Annotated in this window: 19 protein-coding genes and 1 pseudogene; 13 read left to right on the top strand and 7 right to left on the bottom strand. The window is 69.6% G+C overall.

Annotation, left to right across the window (positions count from 1 at the left end):
• Window positions 1-173: 173 nt before the first annotated feature.
• A complete protein-coding gene (locus KBX71_RS08335; protein ID WP_210817417.1) occupies window positions 174-1322 on the top strand; it encodes a helix-turn-helix transcriptional regulator in 1149 nt (382 codons plus the stop codon).
• On the opposite strand, the gene KBX71_RS08340 is transcribed toward KBX71_RS08335, so the two are convergent.
• Complete coding sequence (locus KBX71_RS08340) at window positions 1285-1857, bottom strand: NUDIX hydrolase (protein ID WP_307847004.1); 573 nt, start codon at window positions 1855-1857, stop codon at window positions 1285-1287. The genes KBX71_RS08335 and KBX71_RS08340 overlap by 38 nt on opposite strands.
• Window positions 1858-2019: 162 nt before the next feature.
• On the opposite strand from KBX71_RS08340, the gene KBX71_RS08345 reads away from it, so the two are divergent.
• Genes KBX71_RS08345 through KBX71_RS08360 form a run of 4 tightly spaced genes read left to right on the top strand, consistent with a single transcriptional unit; the run spans window position 2020 to window position 3611 of the window.
• Window positions 2020-2283 carry a hypothetical protein gene (locus KBX71_RS08345; protein WP_210817418.1) on the top strand — a complete coding sequence of 88 codons (264 nt, stop codon included), beginning with the start codon at window positions 2020-2022 and terminating at the stop codon, window positions 2281-2283.
• Window positions 2284-2298: 15 nt separating this feature from the next.
• A complete protein-coding gene (locus tag KBX71_RS08350) occupies window positions 2299-2559 on the top strand; it encodes a hypothetical protein (RefSeq protein ID WP_210817419.1) in 261 nt (86 codons plus the stop codon).
• Window positions 2556-3158 carry a hypothetical protein gene (locus KBX71_RS08355; RefSeq protein ID WP_247683111.1) on the top strand — a complete coding sequence of 201 codons (603 nt, stop codon included), beginning with the start codon at window positions 2556-2558 and terminating at the stop codon, window positions 3156-3158. The genes KBX71_RS08350 and KBX71_RS08355 overlap by 4 nt, the downstream gene beginning before the upstream one ends.
• Window positions 3159-3185: 27 nt before the next feature.
• Window positions 3186-3611, top strand: a complete 426-nt coding sequence (locus KBX71_RS08360) for a hypothetical protein (RefSeq protein WP_247683112.1) — start codon at window positions 3186-3188, stop codon at window positions 3609-3611.
• Window positions 3612-3806: 195 nt separating this feature from the next.
• On the opposite strand, the gene KBX71_RS08365 is transcribed toward KBX71_RS08360, so the two are convergent.
• Together KBX71_RS08365 and KBX71_RS08370 are read right to left on the bottom strand one after the other, a co-directional pair.
• On the bottom strand, window positions 3807-4409 hold the full coding sequence (locus tag KBX71_RS08365; RefSeq protein WP_210817420.1) for a hypothetical protein: 603 nt from the start codon (window positions 4407-4409) through the stop codon (window positions 3807-3809).
• Window positions 4410-4983: 574 nt separating this feature from the next.
• Window positions 4984-5583, bottom strand: a pseudogene (locus KBX71_RS08370) (transposase family protein); the annotation flags it as partial.
• A 231-nt stretch (window positions 5584-5814) separates the two neighbouring features.
• Here KBX71_RS08370 and KBX71_RS08375 point away from each other — a divergent pair.
• Window positions 5815-6000, top strand: a complete 186-nt coding sequence (locus tag KBX71_RS08375) for a hypothetical protein (RefSeq protein WP_210817421.1) — start codon at window positions 5815-5817, stop codon at window positions 5998-6000.
• 372 nt (window positions 6001-6372) lie between these two features.
• Here KBX71_RS08375 and KBX71_RS08380 read toward each other — a convergent pair whose 3' ends face one another.
• Together KBX71_RS08380 and KBX71_RS08385 are read right to left on the bottom strand one after the other, a co-directional pair.
• Window positions 6373-7194, bottom strand: a complete 822-nt coding sequence (locus KBX71_RS08380; protein WP_210817422.1) for a DUF3152 domain-containing protein — start codon at window positions 7192-7194, stop codon at window positions 6373-6375.
• A gap of 177 nt (window positions 7195-7371) precedes the next feature.
• Window positions 7372-8550 carry an ROK family transcriptional regulator gene (locus KBX71_RS08385; RefSeq protein ID WP_210817423.1) on the bottom strand — a complete coding sequence of 393 codons (1179 nt, stop codon included), beginning with the start codon at window positions 8548-8550 and terminating at the stop codon, window positions 7372-7374.
• 163 nt (window positions 8551-8713) lie between these two features.
• On the opposite strand from KBX71_RS08385, the gene KBX71_RS08390 reads away from it, so the two are divergent.
• The 6 genes from KBX71_RS08390 to KBX71_RS08415 are packed head-to-tail and all read left to right on the top strand — an operon-like array spanning window position 8714 to window position 13701.
• Window positions 8714-9442 (top strand): amino acid ABC transporter ATP-binding protein, encoded by a 729-nt coding sequence (locus KBX71_RS08390; RefSeq protein ID WP_210817559.1) that lies wholly within the window; start codon window positions 8714-8716, stop codon window positions 9440-9442.
• 19 nt (window positions 9443-9461) lie between these two features.
• Window positions 9462-10430, top strand: coding sequence for a glutamate ABC transporter substrate-binding protein (locus KBX71_RS08395; RefSeq protein ID WP_210817424.1), 969 nt, complete (start codon window positions 9462-9464; stop codon window positions 10428-10430).
• A 16-nt stretch (window positions 10431-10446) separates the two neighbouring features.
• Window positions 10447-11091 carry an amino acid ABC transporter permease gene (locus tag KBX71_RS08400; protein ID WP_210817425.1) on the top strand — a complete coding sequence of 215 codons (645 nt, stop codon included), beginning with the start codon at window positions 10447-10449 and terminating at the stop codon, window positions 11089-11091.
• A complete protein-coding gene (locus tag KBX71_RS08405) occupies window positions 11088-11957 on the top strand; it encodes an amino acid ABC transporter permease (protein WP_210817426.1) in 870 nt (289 codons plus the stop codon). The genes KBX71_RS08400 and KBX71_RS08405 overlap by 4 nt, the downstream gene beginning before the upstream one ends.
• Window positions 11954-12961, top strand: coding sequence for an asparaginase (locus KBX71_RS08410; RefSeq protein ID WP_307847005.1), 1008 nt, complete (start codon window positions 11954-11956; stop codon window positions 12959-12961). Before KBX71_RS08405 ends, KBX71_RS08410 begins: the two co-directional genes overlap by 4 nt.
• Window positions 12958-13701 (top strand): copper homeostasis protein CutC, encoded by a 744-nt coding sequence (locus tag KBX71_RS08415; RefSeq protein WP_210817427.1) that lies wholly within the window; start codon window positions 12958-12960, stop codon window positions 13699-13701. Before KBX71_RS08410 ends, KBX71_RS08415 begins: the two co-directional genes overlap by 4 nt.
• A 236-nt stretch (window positions 13702-13937) precedes the next feature.
• Here the strand turns inward: KBX71_RS08415 and KBX71_RS08420 are convergent, their stop codons facing one another.
• Window positions 13938-16382, bottom strand: a complete 2445-nt coding sequence (locus KBX71_RS08420) for a glycoside hydrolase family 2 protein (protein ID WP_210817428.1) — start codon at window positions 16380-16382, stop codon at window positions 13938-13940.
• A gap of 111 nt (window positions 16383-16493) precedes the next feature.
• Between KBX71_RS08420 and KBX71_RS08425 the strand changes: the two genes are divergently transcribed.
• Window positions 16494-17513, top strand: a complete 1020-nt coding sequence (locus KBX71_RS08425; protein ID WP_210817429.1) for a LacI family DNA-binding transcriptional regulator — start codon at window positions 16494-16496, stop codon at window positions 17511-17513.
• Window positions 17514-17519: 6 nt separating this feature from the next.
• On the opposite strand, the gene KBX71_RS08430 is transcribed toward KBX71_RS08425, so the two are convergent.
• Entirely contained in the window at window positions 17520-19910 is a 2391-nt protein-coding gene (locus KBX71_RS08430) for a GGDEF domain-containing phosphodiesterase (RefSeq protein ID WP_307847006.1), read from the bottom strand.
• Window positions 19911-20035: the final 125 nt, after the last annotated feature.

Genomic DNA, 20035 nt, shown 5'->3' on the forward strand with positions numbered 1-20035 from the left:
CATCGCCGTAGCTTGTTCAGCCGTAAAGCAGCGGAGTGCTGTCCAAAGCAGACCGGATGTCATAGGTCTGCGATAGACAACAGGGGTTAACCCGCTGCTGTTAACCGCTGCCACTTGGAATAGGGACGCGGTTACGGCAGGCTGAACCCGCCATCATCGATCGGCAGGGAGCTATGGCAAATAACCTGCGTCGCGCTCGTCTTGCCAGGGGATGGTCTCAGGCAAGGCTGGTCCATGAGATCGAGCAGTACAGCCGCCGACGCATGGTTATGATCGCTTCCACCAATAGCCTTGGGGTCTACGTCTCCGAATGGGAGAACGGCCGGCGGAAGATCTCAAGCAGTTACGCGGCCATCCTGCGGAGCCTCCTCGGCACGACCGATGACGAACTATTTTCCGATGACGTGCCCGTTGACGACGACAGGAACGGTTACGCACGACTGGTCGAACAACTCGATGCCTCGCAGTCGGTCGGTCAATCGATGGTGCACACCCTTCGGCATCAGACGGAACTCCTTCGCACCATGGACCGTCAGCTCGGGGCGGCGCAGTTTGTCGACCAGATGCAGAGCCATCTGTCCCGTCTTCAGGAGAGCCTGTCGTTTACCGTGCTGCCATCTGCCAGGCAACCGCTCGCCCGCGCGCTGGCAGAAGCCGCATCGCTCGCGGCGTGGCAGGCCCTCGACGTCGGAGCGGCGGATCGCGCCTGGCGGCACTACGAACTGGCGAAGAGCGCCGCACGGGAGGCTGACGACCCGTTTCACCTCGCCCATGCCATGGGCGAGCAGGCATACGTCCTGGCCGATGCCGGTCGACCGGAGCTGGGGGCACAGCTCGTGCAGGAAGCACAGGCTTACGGAGCAAGTCGGTTGTCGCCTCGACTGTTGTCCTGGTTGGCCGCCGCCGAAGCAGAGCTGTGGGCGCTCAACCGACGCCCGGACGAGTGCCGGCACTCACTCGACCGAGCGAGCCGACATCTCTCAGGCGTCACAGGAGTTCGCGACCCCGATCTGCCAGGGATTTTCCTCGACGAAACTCACCTCCGTCGATGGCGGGGACACTCGCTTGCGCTGCTGGGCGACCCTCGGTCTATCGACGAGTTGTCGGCGGCTTTGGTCGCGATGGACGACACCTTCGTGCGAGCCGCGGCGGGAATGCGCTGCGATCTCGCGCAGGCGCATTTGGTTCGGGGAGAAAGTGAGGAGGCCCGCTCTCATCTACGAGAGGCCGGCTCGCTGGTGAACCTGACCGGATCTGTGCGATACCGACGCCGGATAGATCGGATCAAGGGCTTGACGGATTGGGCGTCAGGCCAGCAATGACGTGCAGGATGGCGACCAAGGTTCCCGACCCCGCCAACTCGCCGCGCGCCATCAGGTCCTGTATCTCACTCAGCGGCACCCACTCGACGCGACCGGCCTCCTCTGCGTCTGTTGGCGGGCCGACATAAGTGGCACCACGCCCAACGAAGATTTCGTGCGGCGAGTCGACCATGCCGATCATCGGCTGGTAGGTCACCACACGGGTCAGAGGCGAGGGCCGCCAGCCGGTTTCCTCCTCCACTTCTCGGCTTGCCGCCGCTACCGCCTCCTCGCCTGGTTCGACGATGCCGCCGGGCAGCTCCCATCTTGTTTCACCAGGAATGAATCGGTAGCGCCGCAACATCAGAACTCGATCGTGCTCGTCGAGCACGGCGACGACGGCGACACGATCCAGCCGAACGACATGGTGGGCGAAGGGTTCGAGTCCTGGCGGCTCCACGTCGACCAGCTCAAGTCGTAGCCAACGGTCCTCATACACCGTCCGCTCGCCCAGAATCCGCCATGGCCCTGGCTCGCCCGTCGTGTTCTCTTGCACCCCGTGAAGCTACCGTCGCCTACCGCACCGGACATCCCATCCGTAGCGGCAGCACCTGATCTTGACTCGTGAATGCAGGGCTGCGCGCCGACTTGCTGTCGGATAGTGTCCGTCCGACCACGCAGACGTGAACCGTTAGCGCGATCGGCAGACGGAGGCGGCATGGCCAGCATCGAGGAAGTCAAGGCAGCGCTGATGCAGGCCGCCGAGCAGGGCAACGCCACCATCAACCAGATCCGAGCCGCCGCCGACAACACCGAACAGATGCTGGCCCGGCTACGCGCAATCTCCGCCGGCACCGGGCACCCGACCATCGCCGAGGCCATCGCCCGAGGCGAACAGAGCAAGCAGCGCCTGGCCGAAGCCATGGCCCTGGTGCAGGGCAGCTCGGAGGCGGCGCGCCGCTACATCAACGTCCTCGGCTGAGCATCGGCTACAGCGATGAGCGTTGGCGACGTCAAGGTGTCGCTTCGCGCCGCCATCGAAGCCGCCCGCCAGGGACGGCGGGTTTTCGACCAGGCAGCCTATGACGCGGAGGCGGCGACCCGGATGGCGGACGCCGTGCTGCGGGGCAGCCGGAACGACGACGTGAAAGCGGCACATCAGGCGCTTGCCGCTGCCAGCGCAGAGGTCGAGCCGACCCGCCGCCGCTTCGACAACACCGCCAAGCACGCAACCGCCTACCTCACCCGGCTCGGATGAGCGACAGCATCGGCGAGGTCGTCGCGCAGCTTCTCGCCGTACGCGGAAAGCTTGATGCCGCCGCCATCACGGCGCTGCGCGCCCGGACGGACGCGGAGCAGGCACTGGCACACCTGGCCGGCGCGCAGCAGGGCAGCAGCGACCAGCGGTTGCGGGCGGCCGTCGCGGATGCCGAGGTGGCCCGCGACAAATCCCGCCGCTACACCCGCCTTCTGGCCGACGCTGCCGGCCACGTCAACACCATCGCACCGGGTGCCGCCACGTCCGGGCCGGCGGAGGAAGACGCCTTCCCGTCCGGGGAACGTCTGGTGGAGGCAGCAGAAGGTCGCAGCCGGAAGGGCGAGGCATTCCTCCGCCGACACGTCAAGAGGGCAGACGGCTCCGAGGACACCCTCAAGCAGACCGAACAGGCGATTACCACTGGCCTTCGCGAGCTACAGAAAAGTCTCAAGGGCTCGGGATCGAGTGGTAGCACGACTTCCACACCCGCCAACCCCGGCACGCCGGTTGACCGTCCTCAGTTGGAGCATCCGGTCACATCATCATCATGGCTGCTGGCGCGGTCGTCGTGGGACTTCGAGGTGTCTGGAACATCGTAAAGAAACGCCGCGAGAGGAAACGATCTGATGAGCAGCCCTGAGATGGTCGACTACATCCGAACGATGGTCAGAGGCGACCATGAGGCCAACGACCGAATCGAGGCCCGCCTTGACCAAATCGGCTGGGACGGCTTCCCTACTCTCCTTGGTGCCGTCTTCTACTTCGCAGTCAACCGACGCTTTGATGAGCGGACACCCCCCGGTGCGATCATGCGGTTCGTGGCCGACATACGTGCGGCAACTCAGACCGGTACACCAGAAATCGACGCCAATGCCGCCGAGACGCTGATCCGAGCCGCTGTGGATCCCGATGTCGAGACGGCCATTGATCCACAGATGGCCGGACGAATCCAGGGTCTGGTCATCCTCGCCATCTTGAGCAATGACGCCGTTGCCGACGACGATCTGGAGGCACTTCTCGCTGAGGCTGCAGCGCTGGCTAGCCGAGTGTGAGCCGACGCTTCCTCGGTCAGCACCAACGGGCAACGCGGACGATCGAACGGCTCTGACCTGCTCCAATAGAGGCATAGGCGGGTGTTCGACCAGGCTGCCTGTTGCCGCCGACGCGCCCCACCAACCGGGGGCACCTGGGACCGGGATGCGACGCCCCCCTGCTCGGGGCCGCCGCACCCGTGACGACCGTGAGGATCACCCGGCGAACAGTGCCCCAAAGTCCCTGTACGCCTCGTCGAAGCGGGCCATAGCCGCCTCGATGTTGGGCTCTGGATGCGGATCACCGAGCGCCTTCTGCATCAGCCCGAGCCCGCCGGCCAGGTTCTCCCCGCTCGCTACCAGCGACGGCTCCGGATCCGGGTCGCCGTAGAACTTCTCGTTCTTCAGATCCGCCCAGCCGACCTGGCCGAGCTTTACCTCAGAGCCGTCCAGCAGCTTCGCCGACGACCAGAAGTTCTCCGTTGCCGCCTCCCGTAGGTGCTTCGCCTTGCCCGGGTCCACGGCCTGCGCCGACTCCCCCAGCAGCGACAGCCCTCGACCCAACTGGTCCAGATACTCGAATCGCTCCTGCGGGTCGATCCGGTCCCACAGGTCGATAACCGGCGGGCAACTGAGACACCCGACCGGCCCGATAGGCTTCGGTGTGAAGTCCGGCAAAAGGATCGTGAAACAGTCGAAGATCGGCCGGCCGCCAATATTGCCGACTATGAAACAGACTGTCACCGGCCGACCAGCAGCGCTGGCCGGAGTGGCTGGCACCAGCAGTGTCGCGGTTACGACAAGCGCCAGCGCGAGCATTATCCGTTGAACACGACTCATAGAAACCTCCTGCGAGAAGGGTCAATGCCTGTTCATTCTGACCTGCTGCCGCGTTGAGACATAGGCCAAACAAAGTCAAAAATCAGCAGGAGCATGTTGCCGAGCGATTTCCATTGATCGACCTACATAGGGATATATTTTTGCGCAAGAGTGAGTCCTAGCCCGCAGCCCGGCCAGGACGGCCCGGTCAGCGCCAAGCTGCGACAGCTCCACGCCGATCAGGTCGCTGAAGAATTGGGCCGGCGAGCCAGGGGACCAGGCCGCTCGTCGGCCCACCACTGGTGCAGCCAGTGCCCCAGCTCCGCGATGCCCGCCAGCAGCGGCAACAGCCGATCCGCCGGCGATACCTTCGCTTTCGGACGGTGCGCAGTCCCCAGATGGTGACGGCATCGGGTGACCTTTCCGGCCATCCGACCCCATTGACGGTCACACCCGCGGTCGACCTGCACGCCCTCGGACCCCGGCGGCCCGGCGTTGAAGCTTGGCCGCGTACGGAATCTGACACCGAGGCTCAGTGAGCCATTCGGCCCAAGGACTTGATCACGGGTGGTGATCATGTGGTTCGGGCATGGTCGAAGTGCAGCAGGGCGAGGGCGGCTGCCACGATCTCGCCGATGCGCCATGGGTTGAGGCTGACGTTGCGAAGTGCCTTGAACGTGGTCTTGAGCAGCGAGTTTCCGCGTTCGCCGATGGCGCGCAGGCTGTTTTGGGCCTTGTTGAGCTGCTGCTGGGTTGCCGTGAGCCGGCCGCCCTTGGGTTTCTTGAACGCCACGGTGATGGTGTCGGACTCGCCTTCGTAGCCCAGGTCGCCGAGGGTGCGCAGGTCGCCGGCGGCGGCTCGCAGTGCCGGGAGGATCTCGGGATGGGTACGCGCAGCGGTGGTGTCGTGCTCGCGGCTGGGTCGCACCGGCGAGGTCCAGATCGGCCAGCCGTCGCCGACGGTGATCACCTGGACGTTGCCGCCGTGGTTGTCGTGCTTGGCTGACCACCACAGATCGACCCCCTGTGTCGGGCCTGGGGTGCGGCACCGATCGGTCTCGATCAGGGTGCCGTCGATGTTCACGTGGCAGCGCCCAGCGGTTTTGGCGGCCAGCAGCGCGCCGTGCAGGCCGGGCGCTCGGGCGGCGAGCACGTCGATGCCCTCGTGCAGGTAGTCGAGTCTAGCTCGAAGGACTCCGGATTGAGCCGTGGCTTGAGCACCACCTCGTCGTGGCGGTGGAGAAAGGTTCGCCCATCGACGCGAGACCAACTCGACCCACATCCACGGATCGCGGCTTAGATCCACAGACCCCCTCCACTGTGTGCGGCTGGAGTATTTAGGACCTCTTATTCGCAGCCATCTCGATGCGACGGCCTACGATGGGACCCCCGAGGGGGTGCATTGATGAGCATGATGGGTGGTAGCGGTCAGTGGGGGCGCGTGCGCAACGACGCGGGCGCAAAGGCCCTTCAGCAGGAAAAGCAGATGGATGCCGAACGTCGTCAAGCGGCCACTGCCCGCTCTCGTGCCGTCAGAGAAGCCGTCTTCCGACGTATCCGGTCGATGTTCCTACCGAAACGCATCGGTTGATCCTGCGGATGTGCCAGCGGGCGCCGGAGGGCAGCGTCCAGCACCGCCGCGACCGCGGTAGCCAGGACTCCCGCGAGGGGATTCACCACGTCCCGCGGGTCCCGTCGGTCCGGCACGCGTCAACGCCTCAAACCAGACTCGGCCGGCACGAGGCAGGCAGTGACACTCCGACATGATCCACGTGCATAGCCAGCACACCGATCAGCGATGACGTACCCAACGGGCGCGGTCCTCGATGATCTTTCGGCTTCGACACCTCGATGATCACCGAAAGGCCGCGCCCGACCTATACCACCATGATCAGGAGAATCCGCCCGAAACGCTCACGACGGGCATACCGCTACCTCGCCTGAGCTCTGGGGGATCACCAGGTCAGGATCGTGCCCACGGTCCGCTGACGAACTGCCCGTTGCCGACGAACGGGCTGACGTTTGGCACGCACCCGCCCAGGCTCATCGTCTGGGTCATCATGACCGGGGCCGGCTTCCCGCGACCGCCGCACTTCATGTGGGCGAAGCCGAGGAAGTGGCCGAACTCGTGATTGATCACGCCGGCGTGGTAGTCGTCGATGCTGACCGGGTATCCCGGTGAGCCCTGGAGCCAACGCCTCAGGTTGATCATGATGGTCTTGCCGTACTTGCAGGAGTAGACGCCCTCGGTGTCGACGCCGCTCGCGCCGCAGAGTCTGTCCACTGTCCTCGGTGTCGCGAGCCGCACGTCGACGTCGACAGTGGAGGCGCCGACCCGCTGGAAGGACCATGACGCCCGGGTCAGGTTCACCGCCGTGTTGGTGACCGGGTGCTGCGCCGAGGTGGCCCACCCGTTCGGTGCCGCCAGCACCTGCTCGATGCTCGCGGCGAACCGGTCCGGCTTCCACGCCGGGACCTCACCCCAGGCGATGCCCTTCTCCACCGAGACGCTGTAGCGCACCCGCTTCTTGCCCTTGCCGATCACGCGACCGTTGCCGCTGGCAGTGGTGAAGGTGCCGGCGGCCCTGGTGGGAATCTGCTTGTCGGTCGGGATCTCCGGGGTTGGGCTGGTGGTCGGCGTATCGCCGGGGTCCGCACTCTGGGTGCTCAGCCCGGAGAGTGGGACATCCGCCTGCCCGGAAGCCGGTGTCGACGTGCCACACCCGGCGGTCGCCAGCATCACTGCCAACGAGATCGGCACGAGCAGCCGTCCGTTGATCCGCACGTCGAAACCTCCAGGAGCAATCACGGGTGAGTGAGGAACACCGGAAGGCTACGTGACTGCCTGTAAGGAAAATGTCAGGATGATCGGTGGAGGCACAGCCGCAAAAGCGCATAGATCCGGCATGCAGCACCACAGGAAAGTCACCCTAGGTGATGGAAGCTGTCGCTTTGAGCGAGGTCAGGCGGCCGCTACGACGTGGTCGATCACCAGGTGGGCGGCACCGGTGATGCCGACGTCCTGGCCGGCGGCGACCCGTTCGATGAGCAGGGTCTGGGTGGCCAGCGGGAGGCACCGCTCGTAGAGGGTGGCCCGCATGCTGGCCAGCAACGGCTCGCAGTCGGCCAGCCGGCCGCCGATGGCCACCACCTGCGGGTTGAAGAAGTTGACCACCACGGCCAGGATCTCGCCGACGGCGCGGCCGGCCTGCCGGGCGAGGGCGGTGGCCTGCCGGTCACCGTCGTCGATCAGGCGGATCACACCGGTCAGGTCGGAGACCTGTACGCCCTGACCCCGGAGGGCGGTAACAAGTGCGGCGCCGCTGGCCACCGCCTCCAGGCAACCGGCGTTTCCACAGGTGCACGGTGGCGCGGGGTCCGCCACGACCCGGCAGTGGCTGATGTCCCCGGCCGAGCCCTGCGCGCCCCGGTGCAACCGTCCACTGGAGATCACACCGGAGCCGATCCCGGTGCCAGCCTTGATGTAGACGGCGTGGTCCAACTCGGAATGAGCGGTGCGGTGCGCGCCGAGCGCCATCAGGTTGGCGTCGTTGTCCACGATGACCGGCACGTCGACCCGGCCCGCGCAGAACGCGGCGACGTCGAAGCCGTTCCAGCCGGGCATCCGCGACGGGCTGACGATCCGCCCGGTGGCGTGCTGCACCGGACCGGGAATCCCGATGCCGATGCCGCGGAGCGCGTCCGCCGCCGAGCCGTCGGCCGAGGCCGCTGGATCGCCGCCCACCAGCGTGGTGACCTCGGCCAGCAGCGCGCCGAGCACCGCCTCCGGACCGTCCTCGATGCGGACCGGCAGGGTGCGGGCCTGGACCACCCGCCCGGAGAGATCCAGCGTGCCGACGCGGGCGTGATGTGCGCCGAGGTCGATGGCACCGACAACGGCACCGCCGGTGGGCACGGCCAGCTGGCGGGGCCGTCGCCCACCCCGGGACCGCCCGGCGCCGGTCTCCTCCAGCAACCCCTGGCTGATCAACGCCTCGACCCGCTGGGACACCGTCGACGGGGAGAGCCCGGAGAGGCGGGACAGGTCGGCCCGACTGACGGCCGCACCGGTGGCCACCCAGCGCAGTAGCTCCCGGGGGCCGCCCCGGAGGGCTTCGCGTGGCGCGTCGTCAATCGTCACGTCAGCTTCTTAGCACCCGGAGTTTGTTCAAGCAACCGGTTGACTTAGTTTGCTGGCTACCTTTAGATGGCGCTGTTGGTTCGATATGAAGCTGACTTAGTTTTATAGTCGAAGGAAGTGAGGCCACCTGGTGGCACCGGAGACGACGGGTGCGGACCGACCGATGGTGTCGGTACGCGGTCTGAACAAGTGGTTCGGTCCGCTGCACGTGCTGAAGGACATCGACCTCACGGTGGCCGCCGGCGAGGTGGTCGTCGTGGTGGGGCCCTCCGGCTCCGGCAAGTCGACACTGTGCCGCTGCCTCAACCGGCTGGAGACCGCCGGGAAGGGCAGCATCGAGATCGACGGCGAGCCACTGCCCGCCGAGGGCCGCGCACTGGCCCGACTGCGCGCCGATGTCGGCATGGTCTTCCAGTCCTTCAACCTCTTCGGCCACAAGACGGTGCTGGACAACATCACCCTCGGCCCCACCCGGGTCCGCCGGATCGCTCGACCCGAGGCGCGGCAGCAGGCGATGACCCTGCTGGAGCGCGTCGGTATCGCCGACAAGGCGAACCACCATCCGGCCCAGCTCTCCGGCGGGCAGCAGCAGCGGGCCGCGATCGCCCGGGCCCTGGCGATGCAACCGAAGGTGCTGCTCTTCGACGAGCCGACCTCGGCCCTCGACCCGGAAATGGTCAACGAGGTGCTCGACGTGATGGTCTCCCTGGCCGCCGAGGGGATGACCATGATCGTGGTGACCCACGAGATGGGTTTCGCCCGTCGCGCCGCCGACCGGGTGGTCTTCATGGACGACGGCCGGATCGTCGAATCCGGCGCTCCCGACGACTTCTTCGCAGCTCCGCGCACCGAGCGGGCCCGCGACTTCCTATCCAAGATCCTCCAGCACTAGCCCCCAACGGGAGGGTGTCATGTCAATCCTCAAGATGAGCTTCACCGGGCGGCGGTCGCTCGCCCTCACCGCCACCGCTGTGGCGGTGGCCCTCGCCGCCACCGGCTGCGGCGGTGACAGCGGCGGCAGCACTCCGGCGCTGCCCGGCAACCCCGGCCTGGGCGGCGACGGCGTCATCGCCCAGTCGGTGTACGACGCCGCACCGGTCGCCACCGACGCAGACATCCCGGCCGGTTCGACGATGGAGGCGATCCGCAAGCGCGGCTACCTGAACATCGGCGGATCCCTGGACGCGCCGCTGCTCGCCCAGCAGAACCCGGTCAGCGGCACCATCGAGGGCTTCGACGCCGACATGGCGAAGTTGCTGGCGAAATACATCATCGGCAAGCCCGAGGTGAAGACGACGACCATCGGCACCCAGACCCGGGAGGCCATGCTCCAGGCCAAGTCGGTGGACGCGGTCTTCCAGACGTACACGATCACCCCGCAGCGGGCCACCCAGGTCGCCTTCGCCGGGCCGTACCTCACCTCCGGCCTCGCCGTCGGGGTCCGCAAGGACGACACCTCGATCAAGAGCGTCAAGGACCTCGCCGGCAAGACCGTGATCGTCGGGGCGAACACCCCCGCCGTCACCGCGCTGCCCTCCGCCGCGCCCGGCTCGAAGCAGATCGCCTTCGGCACCGACCCGCAGGCGTTGCAGGCGCTGCTGCAGAAGCGCGGCGACGCGTACGTGCAGGACTTTACGCTGCTCGCCTCGGGCGCCAAGGCCAACCCGGGGATGAAGGTGGTGGGCGAGCCGTTCACCACCGAGGCGTACGGCATCGGCCTCAACAAGGCGGACGCGCAGTTCAAGGAGTTCGTCAACAACTGGCTGAAGAAGATCCAGGCCGACGGCACGTGGGCGAAGGTCTGGGAGGGCACCCTCGGCTCGGTGGTGGAGGGTGGCGCGCCCACCCCGCCCGCCCTCGGATCCGCCGACGGCTCCTGAGCAGTCTCCCGTACCGATGGAAGCCCTCACCGCCCACCTGAGCCAGCTTGGCCACGGCCTGGTCACGACTGTCGAACTGACAGTCGTGACCACCGTCGGCGCGATGCTGCTGGGCATCGTCGTGGCCACCCTGCGGATCGCCCCCGTCCCGCTGCTGCGCGCCATCGGCACCGCGTACGTCGAGGTGTTCCAGAACCTGCCGCTGCTGGCGCTCCTGGTGCTCTTCGTGTTCGCGCTGCCGACCATCGGCATCACGTTCCCGCTGTTCAGCTCCGCCGCGATCGTCATCGCGGTGTACGAGGGGGCGTACCTGGCGGAGGCGATCCGCGCCGGGATCAACACGGTGGGTGTGGGCCAGGCCGAGGCGGCCCGCGCCATCGGGCTCACCTTCGGCCAGTCCCTGCGGCACGTGATCCTGCCGCAGGGACTGCGGGCGGTGATCCAGCCGATCGGCAACATCTGCATCGCGCTGCTGATGAACACCTCACTGGCCGCCGCCGTCGGCGTGGTCGAGCTGACCCAGGCGGCCAACAACGTGAACCTGGTCGAGGCCCAACCCATCGCCGTCTTCACCGGCGCGGGTCTCGCCTACATGCTGCTGGCGCTGATCATCGGTCAGGTCACCGGCCTGCTCGAACGAAGGCTGGCGATCGTCCGATGAACAAGACGCAACAGATCCTCTTCGACGAGCCCGGCCCCCGCGCCCAACGGCGCATCCGGATCGCCACAGTGCTGGGCGCCGTTCTGCTGGCCGGTGCCCTGGCCGCGGCCGTCTACCAGTTCGCCAGCCACGGCGAGTTGGCCGCCGCCCGGTGGGAACCGTTCACCACCTGGCCCATCTGGCGGTACCTGCTCAACGGCCTGTGGGCCACGCTGCGCGCCGCCGCCGCGACCGCCGTGCTCAGCGCCGCGCTCGGGCTGCTCCTGGCGCTCGGCCGGCTGTCGACGCATCGACCGCTGCGCTGGCTGGCCGGCGCGTACGTGGAGGTCTTCCGGACCGTCCCCACCCTGCTGCTGATCTACGTGACGCTGTTCGCCCTGCCGCAGTACGGGCTGAACTTCCCACTGTTCTGGAAGCTCGTGGTGCCGCTGGTGGTCTCCAACTCGGCGGCGTTCGCGGAGATCTTCCGGTCCGGCATCCTGGCGCTGGACCGTGGGCAGACCGAGGCCGGCCTCGCGATCGGGCTGCGCCGCGGGCAGGTGATGGCACTGGTGGTCCTGCCGCAGGCGCTGCTCCAACTCGCACCGTCCCTGGTCAGCCAGCTCGTCGGGCTGCTCAAGGACACCTCGCTCGGCTTCGTCGTCAGCTACACCGAGCTGCTCTACAGCGGGCAGGTGCTCGCCTCGTACACCCACCTGCTGATCCAGACGTTCCTGGTGGTGGCGCTGATCTACCTGGTGGTCAACGCCTCGCTGTCGAAGTTCGCCCGCGTACTCCAGGCCCGTAACGGCCGCTTCGGCACCCGGCGTCGGCGGCGGACCGCCGAGCTGCCCCCGCCGCTACTCGAAGGGAACACCCCCCGGTGACCATCTTCCGCTACGCCGAACTGGCTCGGGTCGTGCGCAACGGCTTCGTGGAGAGCCGGCACTACGGCAGCGTCGTGGTGCTCGCCCCGGACGGCAAGGTCGCCCTCGCCGCCGGCGTACCCGACGAGCCGGTGCTCCCCCGCTCGACCCTCAAGCCGGTGCAGGCGCTGGCCTGCCGGGTCGCGGCGGGCGACGAGCTGACCGGCCCGGCGCTGGCCCTCGCCGCCGGCAGCCACACCGGCGACGACAGGCACGTCGAGGTCGTTCGGGCGATGCTGGCCGGGGCCGGCCTGACCGAGGACGCGCTCGGCTGCCCGGTGGACTGGCCGGAGGACGAAGCGACCCGGGACCGGCTGATCCGCGCCGGCGGGCAGCGTGACCGGATCCGCATGAACTGCTCCGGCAAGCACGCCGCGATGCTCGTCGCCTGCGTCGCCCGGTCCTGGAGCACCCACGACTACCTCGACCCAGACCACCCGCTCCAGCGGGAGACCGCTGCCGCCGTCGCCCGGCTGGCCGGCACGCCGATCGCGCACCACGCGGTCGACGGCTGCGGCGCACCGCTGTTCGGTCTGCCGCTGACCGGCCTGGCCCGCACGTTCCAGGCGTTGGTCACCGCGCCCGCCGGGAGCGACGAGGCGCTTGTCGCGCAGGCCATGCGCCAACACCCGGAGTACGTCGGCGGCTGGCACGGGCACCCCAACACCGACCTGATGCGGGCGCTACCCGGAGTCCTCGCCAAGGGCGGAGCCGAGGGCGTGCTCGCGGTGGCCGCACCGGACGGTCACGCGGTGGCGGTGAAGGCGATCGACGGTTCACCCCGCGCCACCACCGCCATCGCCCTCGCCGCCCTCGACGCCGTCGGCGTACCTGTCGGTGGGGCCGACGCGCTGCGCCAGGTGCCGGTGCTCGGCGGCGGCGTACCCGTCGGCGCCGTCACGGCCGTCATCGACTGGACCACAGCATCGCCTCGCACGTCTCGCACGGAAAAGGAAGAGTCATGAACACATTCGAGATCTGCATCGACAGCGTCGAAGGGGCGGTCGCCGCCGAGGAGGCCGGCGCCGACCGGGTGGAGTTGTGCTCCGCGCTCTTCGACGGCGGGCTGACCCCCAGCCTGGGCACCATCGAGACGACAGTGGGCGCGGTCAGCCGGATCCGGGTACACGTGATCGTCCGTCCCCGGGCCGGCGACTTCATCTACTCGCCGTTCGAAGTCGAGGCGATGGAGCGGGACGTCCGGGCCGCGGTGGCGGCCGGCGCGCACGGCATCGTGATCGGCGCGCTGACCGCCGAGGGCGACGTCGACGTGCCGACCACCCGCCGGCTCATCGCCGCCGCGGGCGACGCCAGCATCACCTTCCACCGGGCGTTCGACATGACCCGCGACCCGCACGCGGCGCTGGAGCAGCTGATCGAGCTGGGCGTGCAGCGAGTGCTCACCTCGGGTCAGGAGGTCAGCGTGCTGGAGGGCGCTCCGCTCATCGCCGACCTCGTGCGCCGGGCCGCCGGCCGGATCATCATCATGCCGGGCGGTGGCATCACCCCGCGCAACATCGCCCGGATCGTCGAGGCGACCGGCGCCGACGAGTACCACTTCGCGGCCCTGGTCAGCTCGGACAGCCCGGCCGTGCACCGCAACCCGGCGCCGCTCATGGGCGGCAGCCTGAACCGACCCGAGTACGAGCGCTCGGGCACCTCGGGCGCCCTGGTCGGCCAGGTGCTCGCCGCCTCCCGCGCCTGACGGCGCTGATCGCGCCCAGGGCGCGATGATCGTGCTCGAACATGGAAGTAGTGGCCTCCCTGAACGGGGAGGCCACTACTTCATGCATCGAGCACGATCATGGGCCTCAAGCCCGGCCCCGGCCCCGGCGATCTTGCACTTTCTGCCCCGACACAACGGGCTTACCAACCCATACCGACAACCGAAACTGCAAGATCGACGCTCAACTCGCGCTGGTTGTGCGCGACCTCGCGGTCTCAGGCGAGGTCGTTGACGCAGCGCAGCACCGGGCGGGCGACGAGGGCCGCCGGGTCCAGCAACCCGTCCGCGTGCACGGTGAAGGTCGTCGACTCGCCGGGCAACAGCGTGACCAGGGCGGTGTCCACAGTGGCTGAGGCGTCGAGGCGGTCCGGGAACAACGTCAGGTCGCGCAGCACCGTTCGGGCCGTGACTCGGACCCGCTGCCCGCCGTCGAACGGCTCGACCGTCGCGTCCCAGGCCGCCGCCGGCCAGTCCACCTCCCGGTCCTCGGCGAAGAACCACAGGGCGCGCTCCGCGGTGCCACCGGCCTCCGCGACCAGCACCTCGCGCCGGGCATCCTCCGGCCGCGCCAGCTCCGCCGGCAGTGCCAGCGTCATCGCCGAGTACGCCGGGACGTCGAGGTCGACCGAGGTCTTCGCCCTCGGCTCCCCGGTGAGCGTGAACCGCGTGACCGCGGCCGGCGCGGCCCACACCTCAGCGGTCTCGTTGACCGCGACCAGGGCCAGCCCGCCGTCGCGGGGCTGCACGGTGAGGAGCCGGTCGGCGTACGCGTGGCGCAGCGCGTACCACAGGGGTTTGCGGCGGCCGTCGCCGTCGACGGCCGACCAGGAGGTCACCGGCCAGCAGTCGTTGAGCTGCCAGACGATGGTGCCCGCGCAGACGTTCCGGTGGGAGCGGAAGTGCTCCACCCCGAGCTGGATCGCGCGGGCCTGGTTGAGCTGCGTCAGGTAGTGCCAGTCGTCGAAGTCCGCCGGGGTGGGCAGGTGCGCGTCGAGGCCGCGCTGGAGCTTGGCGTCACCGCCGGCCGCCTTCTGGTGGTGCGCCATGCCCGGTGAGTCGTGTGCGAGGGGTTCGTCGCTCAGCGCGCGGCGCAGCGTGGCGTACGCCGGTGGGGCCTGGTAGCCGAATTCGGCGACGAAGCGCGGGACGTACTCCCGGTATTTGGTGTAGTCGTCGGTGTTCCAGACGTCCCAGATGTGGGTGGTGCCGTGCGCCGGGTCGTTGGGGTGGATCGCCTCGCTGCCGGACCAGGGGCTGCCCGGCCAGTACGGGCGGGTCGGGTCCAGCTCGCCGACGATCCGGGGCAGCACGTCGAGGTAGTAGCCGCGCCCCCAGGTGCGCCCGGCGAGGGCCTGCTGCCAGTCCCAGTCGTGCCAGCCCCAGATGTTCTCGTTGTTGCCGGTCCAGAGCACCAGCGACGGGTATGGGGCGAGCCGGGTCACCTGCTCGGCGGCTTCGGCGGCCACCTCGGTGCCGAACGGCTCCTCCTCCGGGTACGCGGCGCAGGCGAAGAGGAAGTCCTGCTGGACGAGGAGCCCACGCTCGTCGGCGAGGTCGTAGAAGTCCGCCGACTCGTACCGGCCGCCGCCCCAGACGCGCAGCAGGTTGACGTTGGCGGCGACCGCCTGGTCGAACCGCTCGGCCAGCCGGGCCCGGGTGATCCGGGTGGGAAACGCGTCGTCCGGGATCCAGTTGACCCCGCGGACGAAGACCGGGACGTCGTTGACCGACAACGAGAACGGGGTGCCGTGCTCGTCGGGTGTGGTGTCCAGCCGGACCGAGCGGAAGCCGATCCGGTGCGACCAACTGTCCAGGGCGTCTCCGTCCGGGGCGTGCAGTGTCACCTCGATCGGGTGGCGCGTCTGGTCGCCGTACCCCCGGGGCCACCACAGTGCTGGCTCGCGGACGGTGAGGGTCAGCACGGCCGTGCGCTGGCCGGCCGGGACGACCACCTCGGCGCGGACGCCGGCCACGGCGGCGCGGACGGTCAGCGGGACGTCCGCGACCCGCTCGACCTCGACGTGCACCTCGACCCGGCCGTCGCGACCGTCCATGGTGACGAGTGGACGGACGGTGGCCAGCCGGGCGGTCGACCAGGCGTGCAGGCCGATCTCCTGCCAGATGCCGGCGGTGACCAGTGTCGGCCCCCAGTCCCAGCCGAAGTTGCAGGCCATCTTGCGGATGAAGTGGAACGGCTCCGGGTAGGCGTTGGGCCGGTCGCCGAGCCGCTCCTGCTGCGCCTCGGCATAGCGGTACGCGGAGCCGAACGTGACGACCAGGTCGTTGTTCCCGTCGCGCAGCAGCGGTCGGACGTCGACCCGGTAGCCGCGGTGCATGTTCGCGGTGCGGCCGACCTCGACGCCGTTGACTGTGAGCGTGGCGACGGTGTCCAGGCCGGCGCAGACCAGGTCGACCCGCTCGTCGTCGCCCGAGCGATGGACGAATGTGGTCTGGTAGACCCAGTCGGTGCGCCCGATCCAGGCCAGCGCTCGTTCGTTGTCGTCGAGGTAGGGGTCTCCGATCAGCCCGGCGTCGAGCAGATCGGTGTGCACGCAGCCGGGCACTGTCGCCGGCACGGACCGGCCGGCGACCTCCTCGGGCACCTGCGCTCCGGGGGCCGCTCGCACTGTCCAACCGTCGTAGAGTGCCTGTCGGCGCAAGACCTCACCGCACCTTCCGCATCGAAAGACGCTTACTGAACCGGATAAGCTGAGAAACCGTACGGTTCGAATTCTGGGCTGTCAACGGCCAGGGAGCAAAGGAGTACGCCGGTGAAGCGGCCGACAATCGCCGACGTCGCCCAACGCGCCGGGGTGTCCAAGGGCGCCGTGTCCTACGCGTTGAACGGGCAGCCCGGCGTCTCCGAGGCCACCCGGCAGCGCATCCTGGCCATCGCCACGGAGATCGGGTTCAGCCGGAGCAGCGCCGCCCGCGCCCTCTCGGCCGCCACCGCCGGGGCGATCGGCCTGGCCCTGTGCCGACCGGCCCGGACACTCGGCGTCGAGCCGTTCTTCATGGCGCTGATCAGCGGCGTCGAGGCCGAACTGTCCGCCCGCTCCTACGCGCTGACCCTCCAGGTGGTGGCCGACCACGACGCCGAGATCGCCGTCTACCGGCGCTGGTGGGGCGAACGACGGGTGGACGGGGTGCTGGTCTGCGACCTGCGCACCGACGACAGTCGCATCCCCGCACTCGAGCAGCTACAACTGCCGGCGGTGGTGATCGGCGGCCCCGGTGGCACCGGTGAGCTGGCGAGTCTCTGGTCCGACGACGCCGCCGCGCTGACCGAGACGGTGGAGTACCTGGTCGTCCTCGGGCATCGACGGATCGCCCGGGTCGCCGGCCTGCCCGACCTGCGGCACACCGAGATCCGCACCGACGCCTTCGCGGCCGTCCGCCAGCGGCTCGGCCTGGTCGACGCGGTCACCGTCTGGTCCGACTACACGGGCGAGGAGGGCGGCCGGGCCACCCGCCGGTTGCTCAGCTCGGCCGACCGACCCACGGCGGTCATCTACGACAACGACGTGATGGCCATCGCCGGGCTCTCCGTGGCCCAGGAGATGGGTCTGACCGTGCCCGGCGATCTGTCCATCGTGGCCTGGGACGACTCGCCGCTGTGCCGCCTGGTGCACCCGCCGCTGACCGCGCTGGGCCGGGACATCCCGGCGTACGGCGCGCACGCCGCCCGGCAACTGCTCGCCGTCGTCGCCGGGCAGCCGGCCGGCCGGGTGCAGGACGAGACGCCCCATCTCACACCGCGCGGCAGCACGGCACCGCCCCGCAACAGATGAACCGGTTCAGCGCGATGCTGAGGGAAACTCCTCGAAGTACGCCTCGACCCGCTCGGCCGTCGCCGGCCGGGCCAGCGCGAACCCCTGCCCGTACCGGCAACCGCCCCGGCGCGCCCCCTCGACCTGGGTCGACGACTCCAACTCCTCGGCGACGAGCTCGACGCCCAGCCGCTCGCCCACGTTGACCACCACGTCGATCAGTGGCGGCTGCCCGTCCGGCCGTGCGCCCACCAACTCCGGGCCCACCTTGAGCAGGTCGATCGGCAGTCGGCGCAGCTGGGCCAGTGAGGCGTGCTCGGCCCGGAAGTCGTCCAACGCGGTGCGTACGCCAAGCGACCGGAGCCCGGCCAACCGAGCCACCACTGTCGGCAGGTCACCGGCGACCCTCGGCTCGCTCACCTCCACCACCAGTCGCTCCGGCGGCACCCCGTACGCGGCCAGCACGGCTGCGAGCCGCTGGACGAAGTCGGGGGTGGTCAGCTCCCGGGTCGTGACGTTGACCGCCATCCACAGCTCCCGTACGCCCACCGACCAGTCGGACAACTGCCGGCAGGCCCGGTCCAGCACCCACCACTCCAACTCACCGACCAGGTCCAGGTCCTCGGCGACCGGCAGCAGCTCGGCCGGGAGCACCGTGCCGAGCACCGGGCTGCGCCACCGCAGCAGTGCCTCCGCGCCCACCGGTTGCCCGTCGGCCAGATCGACCACCGGCTGGTAGACGAGGTCCAGCTCGCCGCGCGCCACCGCACCGGGCAGCTCGCGCTCCAGGTCGAGCCGGCGTACCAGCTGTTCCTCCAGGAACGCGTCGTACCACTCCACCCGATCCCGGCCCAGCTGCACGGCCCGTCGTCGGGCCAGCTCGGCCTGCCGGAGCACGTCCGCCGGCCCGGCGCCGCTCACCTCGGCCAAACCGATGCTCGTCTGCACGCGCAGCATCGCGCCCGCCAGCCGGTAGGGCGGGCTGAGCGCGCTCAACAGCCGGGTGCCCAGGGCGTACGCCAGCACCGGGCCGGCGGCGGTGACCACCGCGAAGCCGGTACCCGTGCACCCGGTGACCAGATCGTCGGCGGCGATGACCGCGCGAGCCCGGTGCACCGCCTCGGCCAGCACGTCCTCCCGGGCCGTCGGGCCGATCCCTTCGGTGCCGTGCAGGTCCACCAGCAGCAGCGCGCCGGCCGGCACCGAAACCTCGCCGATCGCGGCCAGGGCGTCCAGCAGGGCAGCCCGGTCGCCGGGTGTGCCGCTGGTCAGCGAGGGTCGCCGGTTGGGCCCCCACCAGGCGGAACTGTGATCAGGCGACCAGGTCGAGCCAGCACCCATCGCGGTGGACGTGCCCTCCGGCGCGCCGGGGCCTCGCTCGGGCGGCGGTTCCGGTGTGCCCGGCCATCGTGCCGGGGTGGCACGGCGGTGCCGCAGCGACCGGCCCGCCGGCCGGCGATGAGCGGCCCGCCGACCGGACGTGGGCGCGTCACCCGCGCGCAGCAGCTCACGCAGCACCAGGGGCGGCACCGCCACCAGGGCCAACAACACGCTCGTCCGGTCCGGTGCGCGGCCGGCGCCCAGGTGCAGGCCCGACGCCAGCAACAGCACCGCCGCGGGAAGCACCGTCCGGGGCCAGGCCGCGGCGGCCGGGTCCGCCGGCTCTGCCGCGTCGGCCGGCTCCGCGTCGTCCGCCGCATCCGCCGCGCCGACCGCGACGAGCAACATCCCGAACACCAACGGGGGTACGGCCAGCAGGGCCACCCGGCCGGCCGGTGCGGACGGCAACGTGGCCAGCAGCACCAGCCCGCCCACTGTGAGCAGGACACCGCCCCGGCAGACCGCCGCACCCGAGCGCCGCCGCGGCCCCGCGAACGCGTTCAGCGCGGCCATCCCCAACCCGCCGAGCGTCAACGCGGCGCCCAGTCGAACCGGGACCGGCAGGCCGTCGGTGGGCAGCAGCAGCCAGCCGGCGAGGGCCAGACCGACGGCCGGGCCTGTCGACTCGACCAGCCAGCGCAGCCGGACCGAGGCCGCCGGCCGCGAGCGGCCGGGGAGCAGGTGCAGACCGGCCGTCGCGAGGGCCGCCACGACCAGCGACCCGATCAGCACGGCGAGGGTGTGCCCGAGGTCGGTCAGGGGCAGCACGACGGCGGTGAGACCTGCCGCCACCACCGCCGCGTCGAGCAGCACACCCGCCGCACGCGGGGTCGGGTCGGTGTCGCGCCGGGTGGCCAGCCGGGAGAGTCGCAGCCCGGCGAGCGTGGCGCCGGCACCGGCGGCCAGCGCGATCACCACCGAGGTCGGGACCAGGTCGGCGGCAGCGGCGAGGAGGAGCAGCGCCACCGCCACGGACGTGGCGGCTTCCGGTGCCGCACGGCGGGGGACGAGGACGCGGAACGGGTACGCGAGGAGCACGGCGGTCGCCTTCGTGAGGGGGCACGGGGGCGGTGCGGCGGTGCGGGACATCGGACGTTGCGAGTCCGCTACCCACGATTGGCAACGATGGACGGCCGAATTGGTTACTTGCCGGTCACTCAGGG

The sequence above is a fragment of the Micromonospora sp. D93 genome, from assembly GCF_018070365.1.
Lineage (GTDB): Bacteria > Actinomycetota > Actinomycetes > Mycobacteriales > Micromonosporaceae > Micromonospora > Micromonospora ureilytica.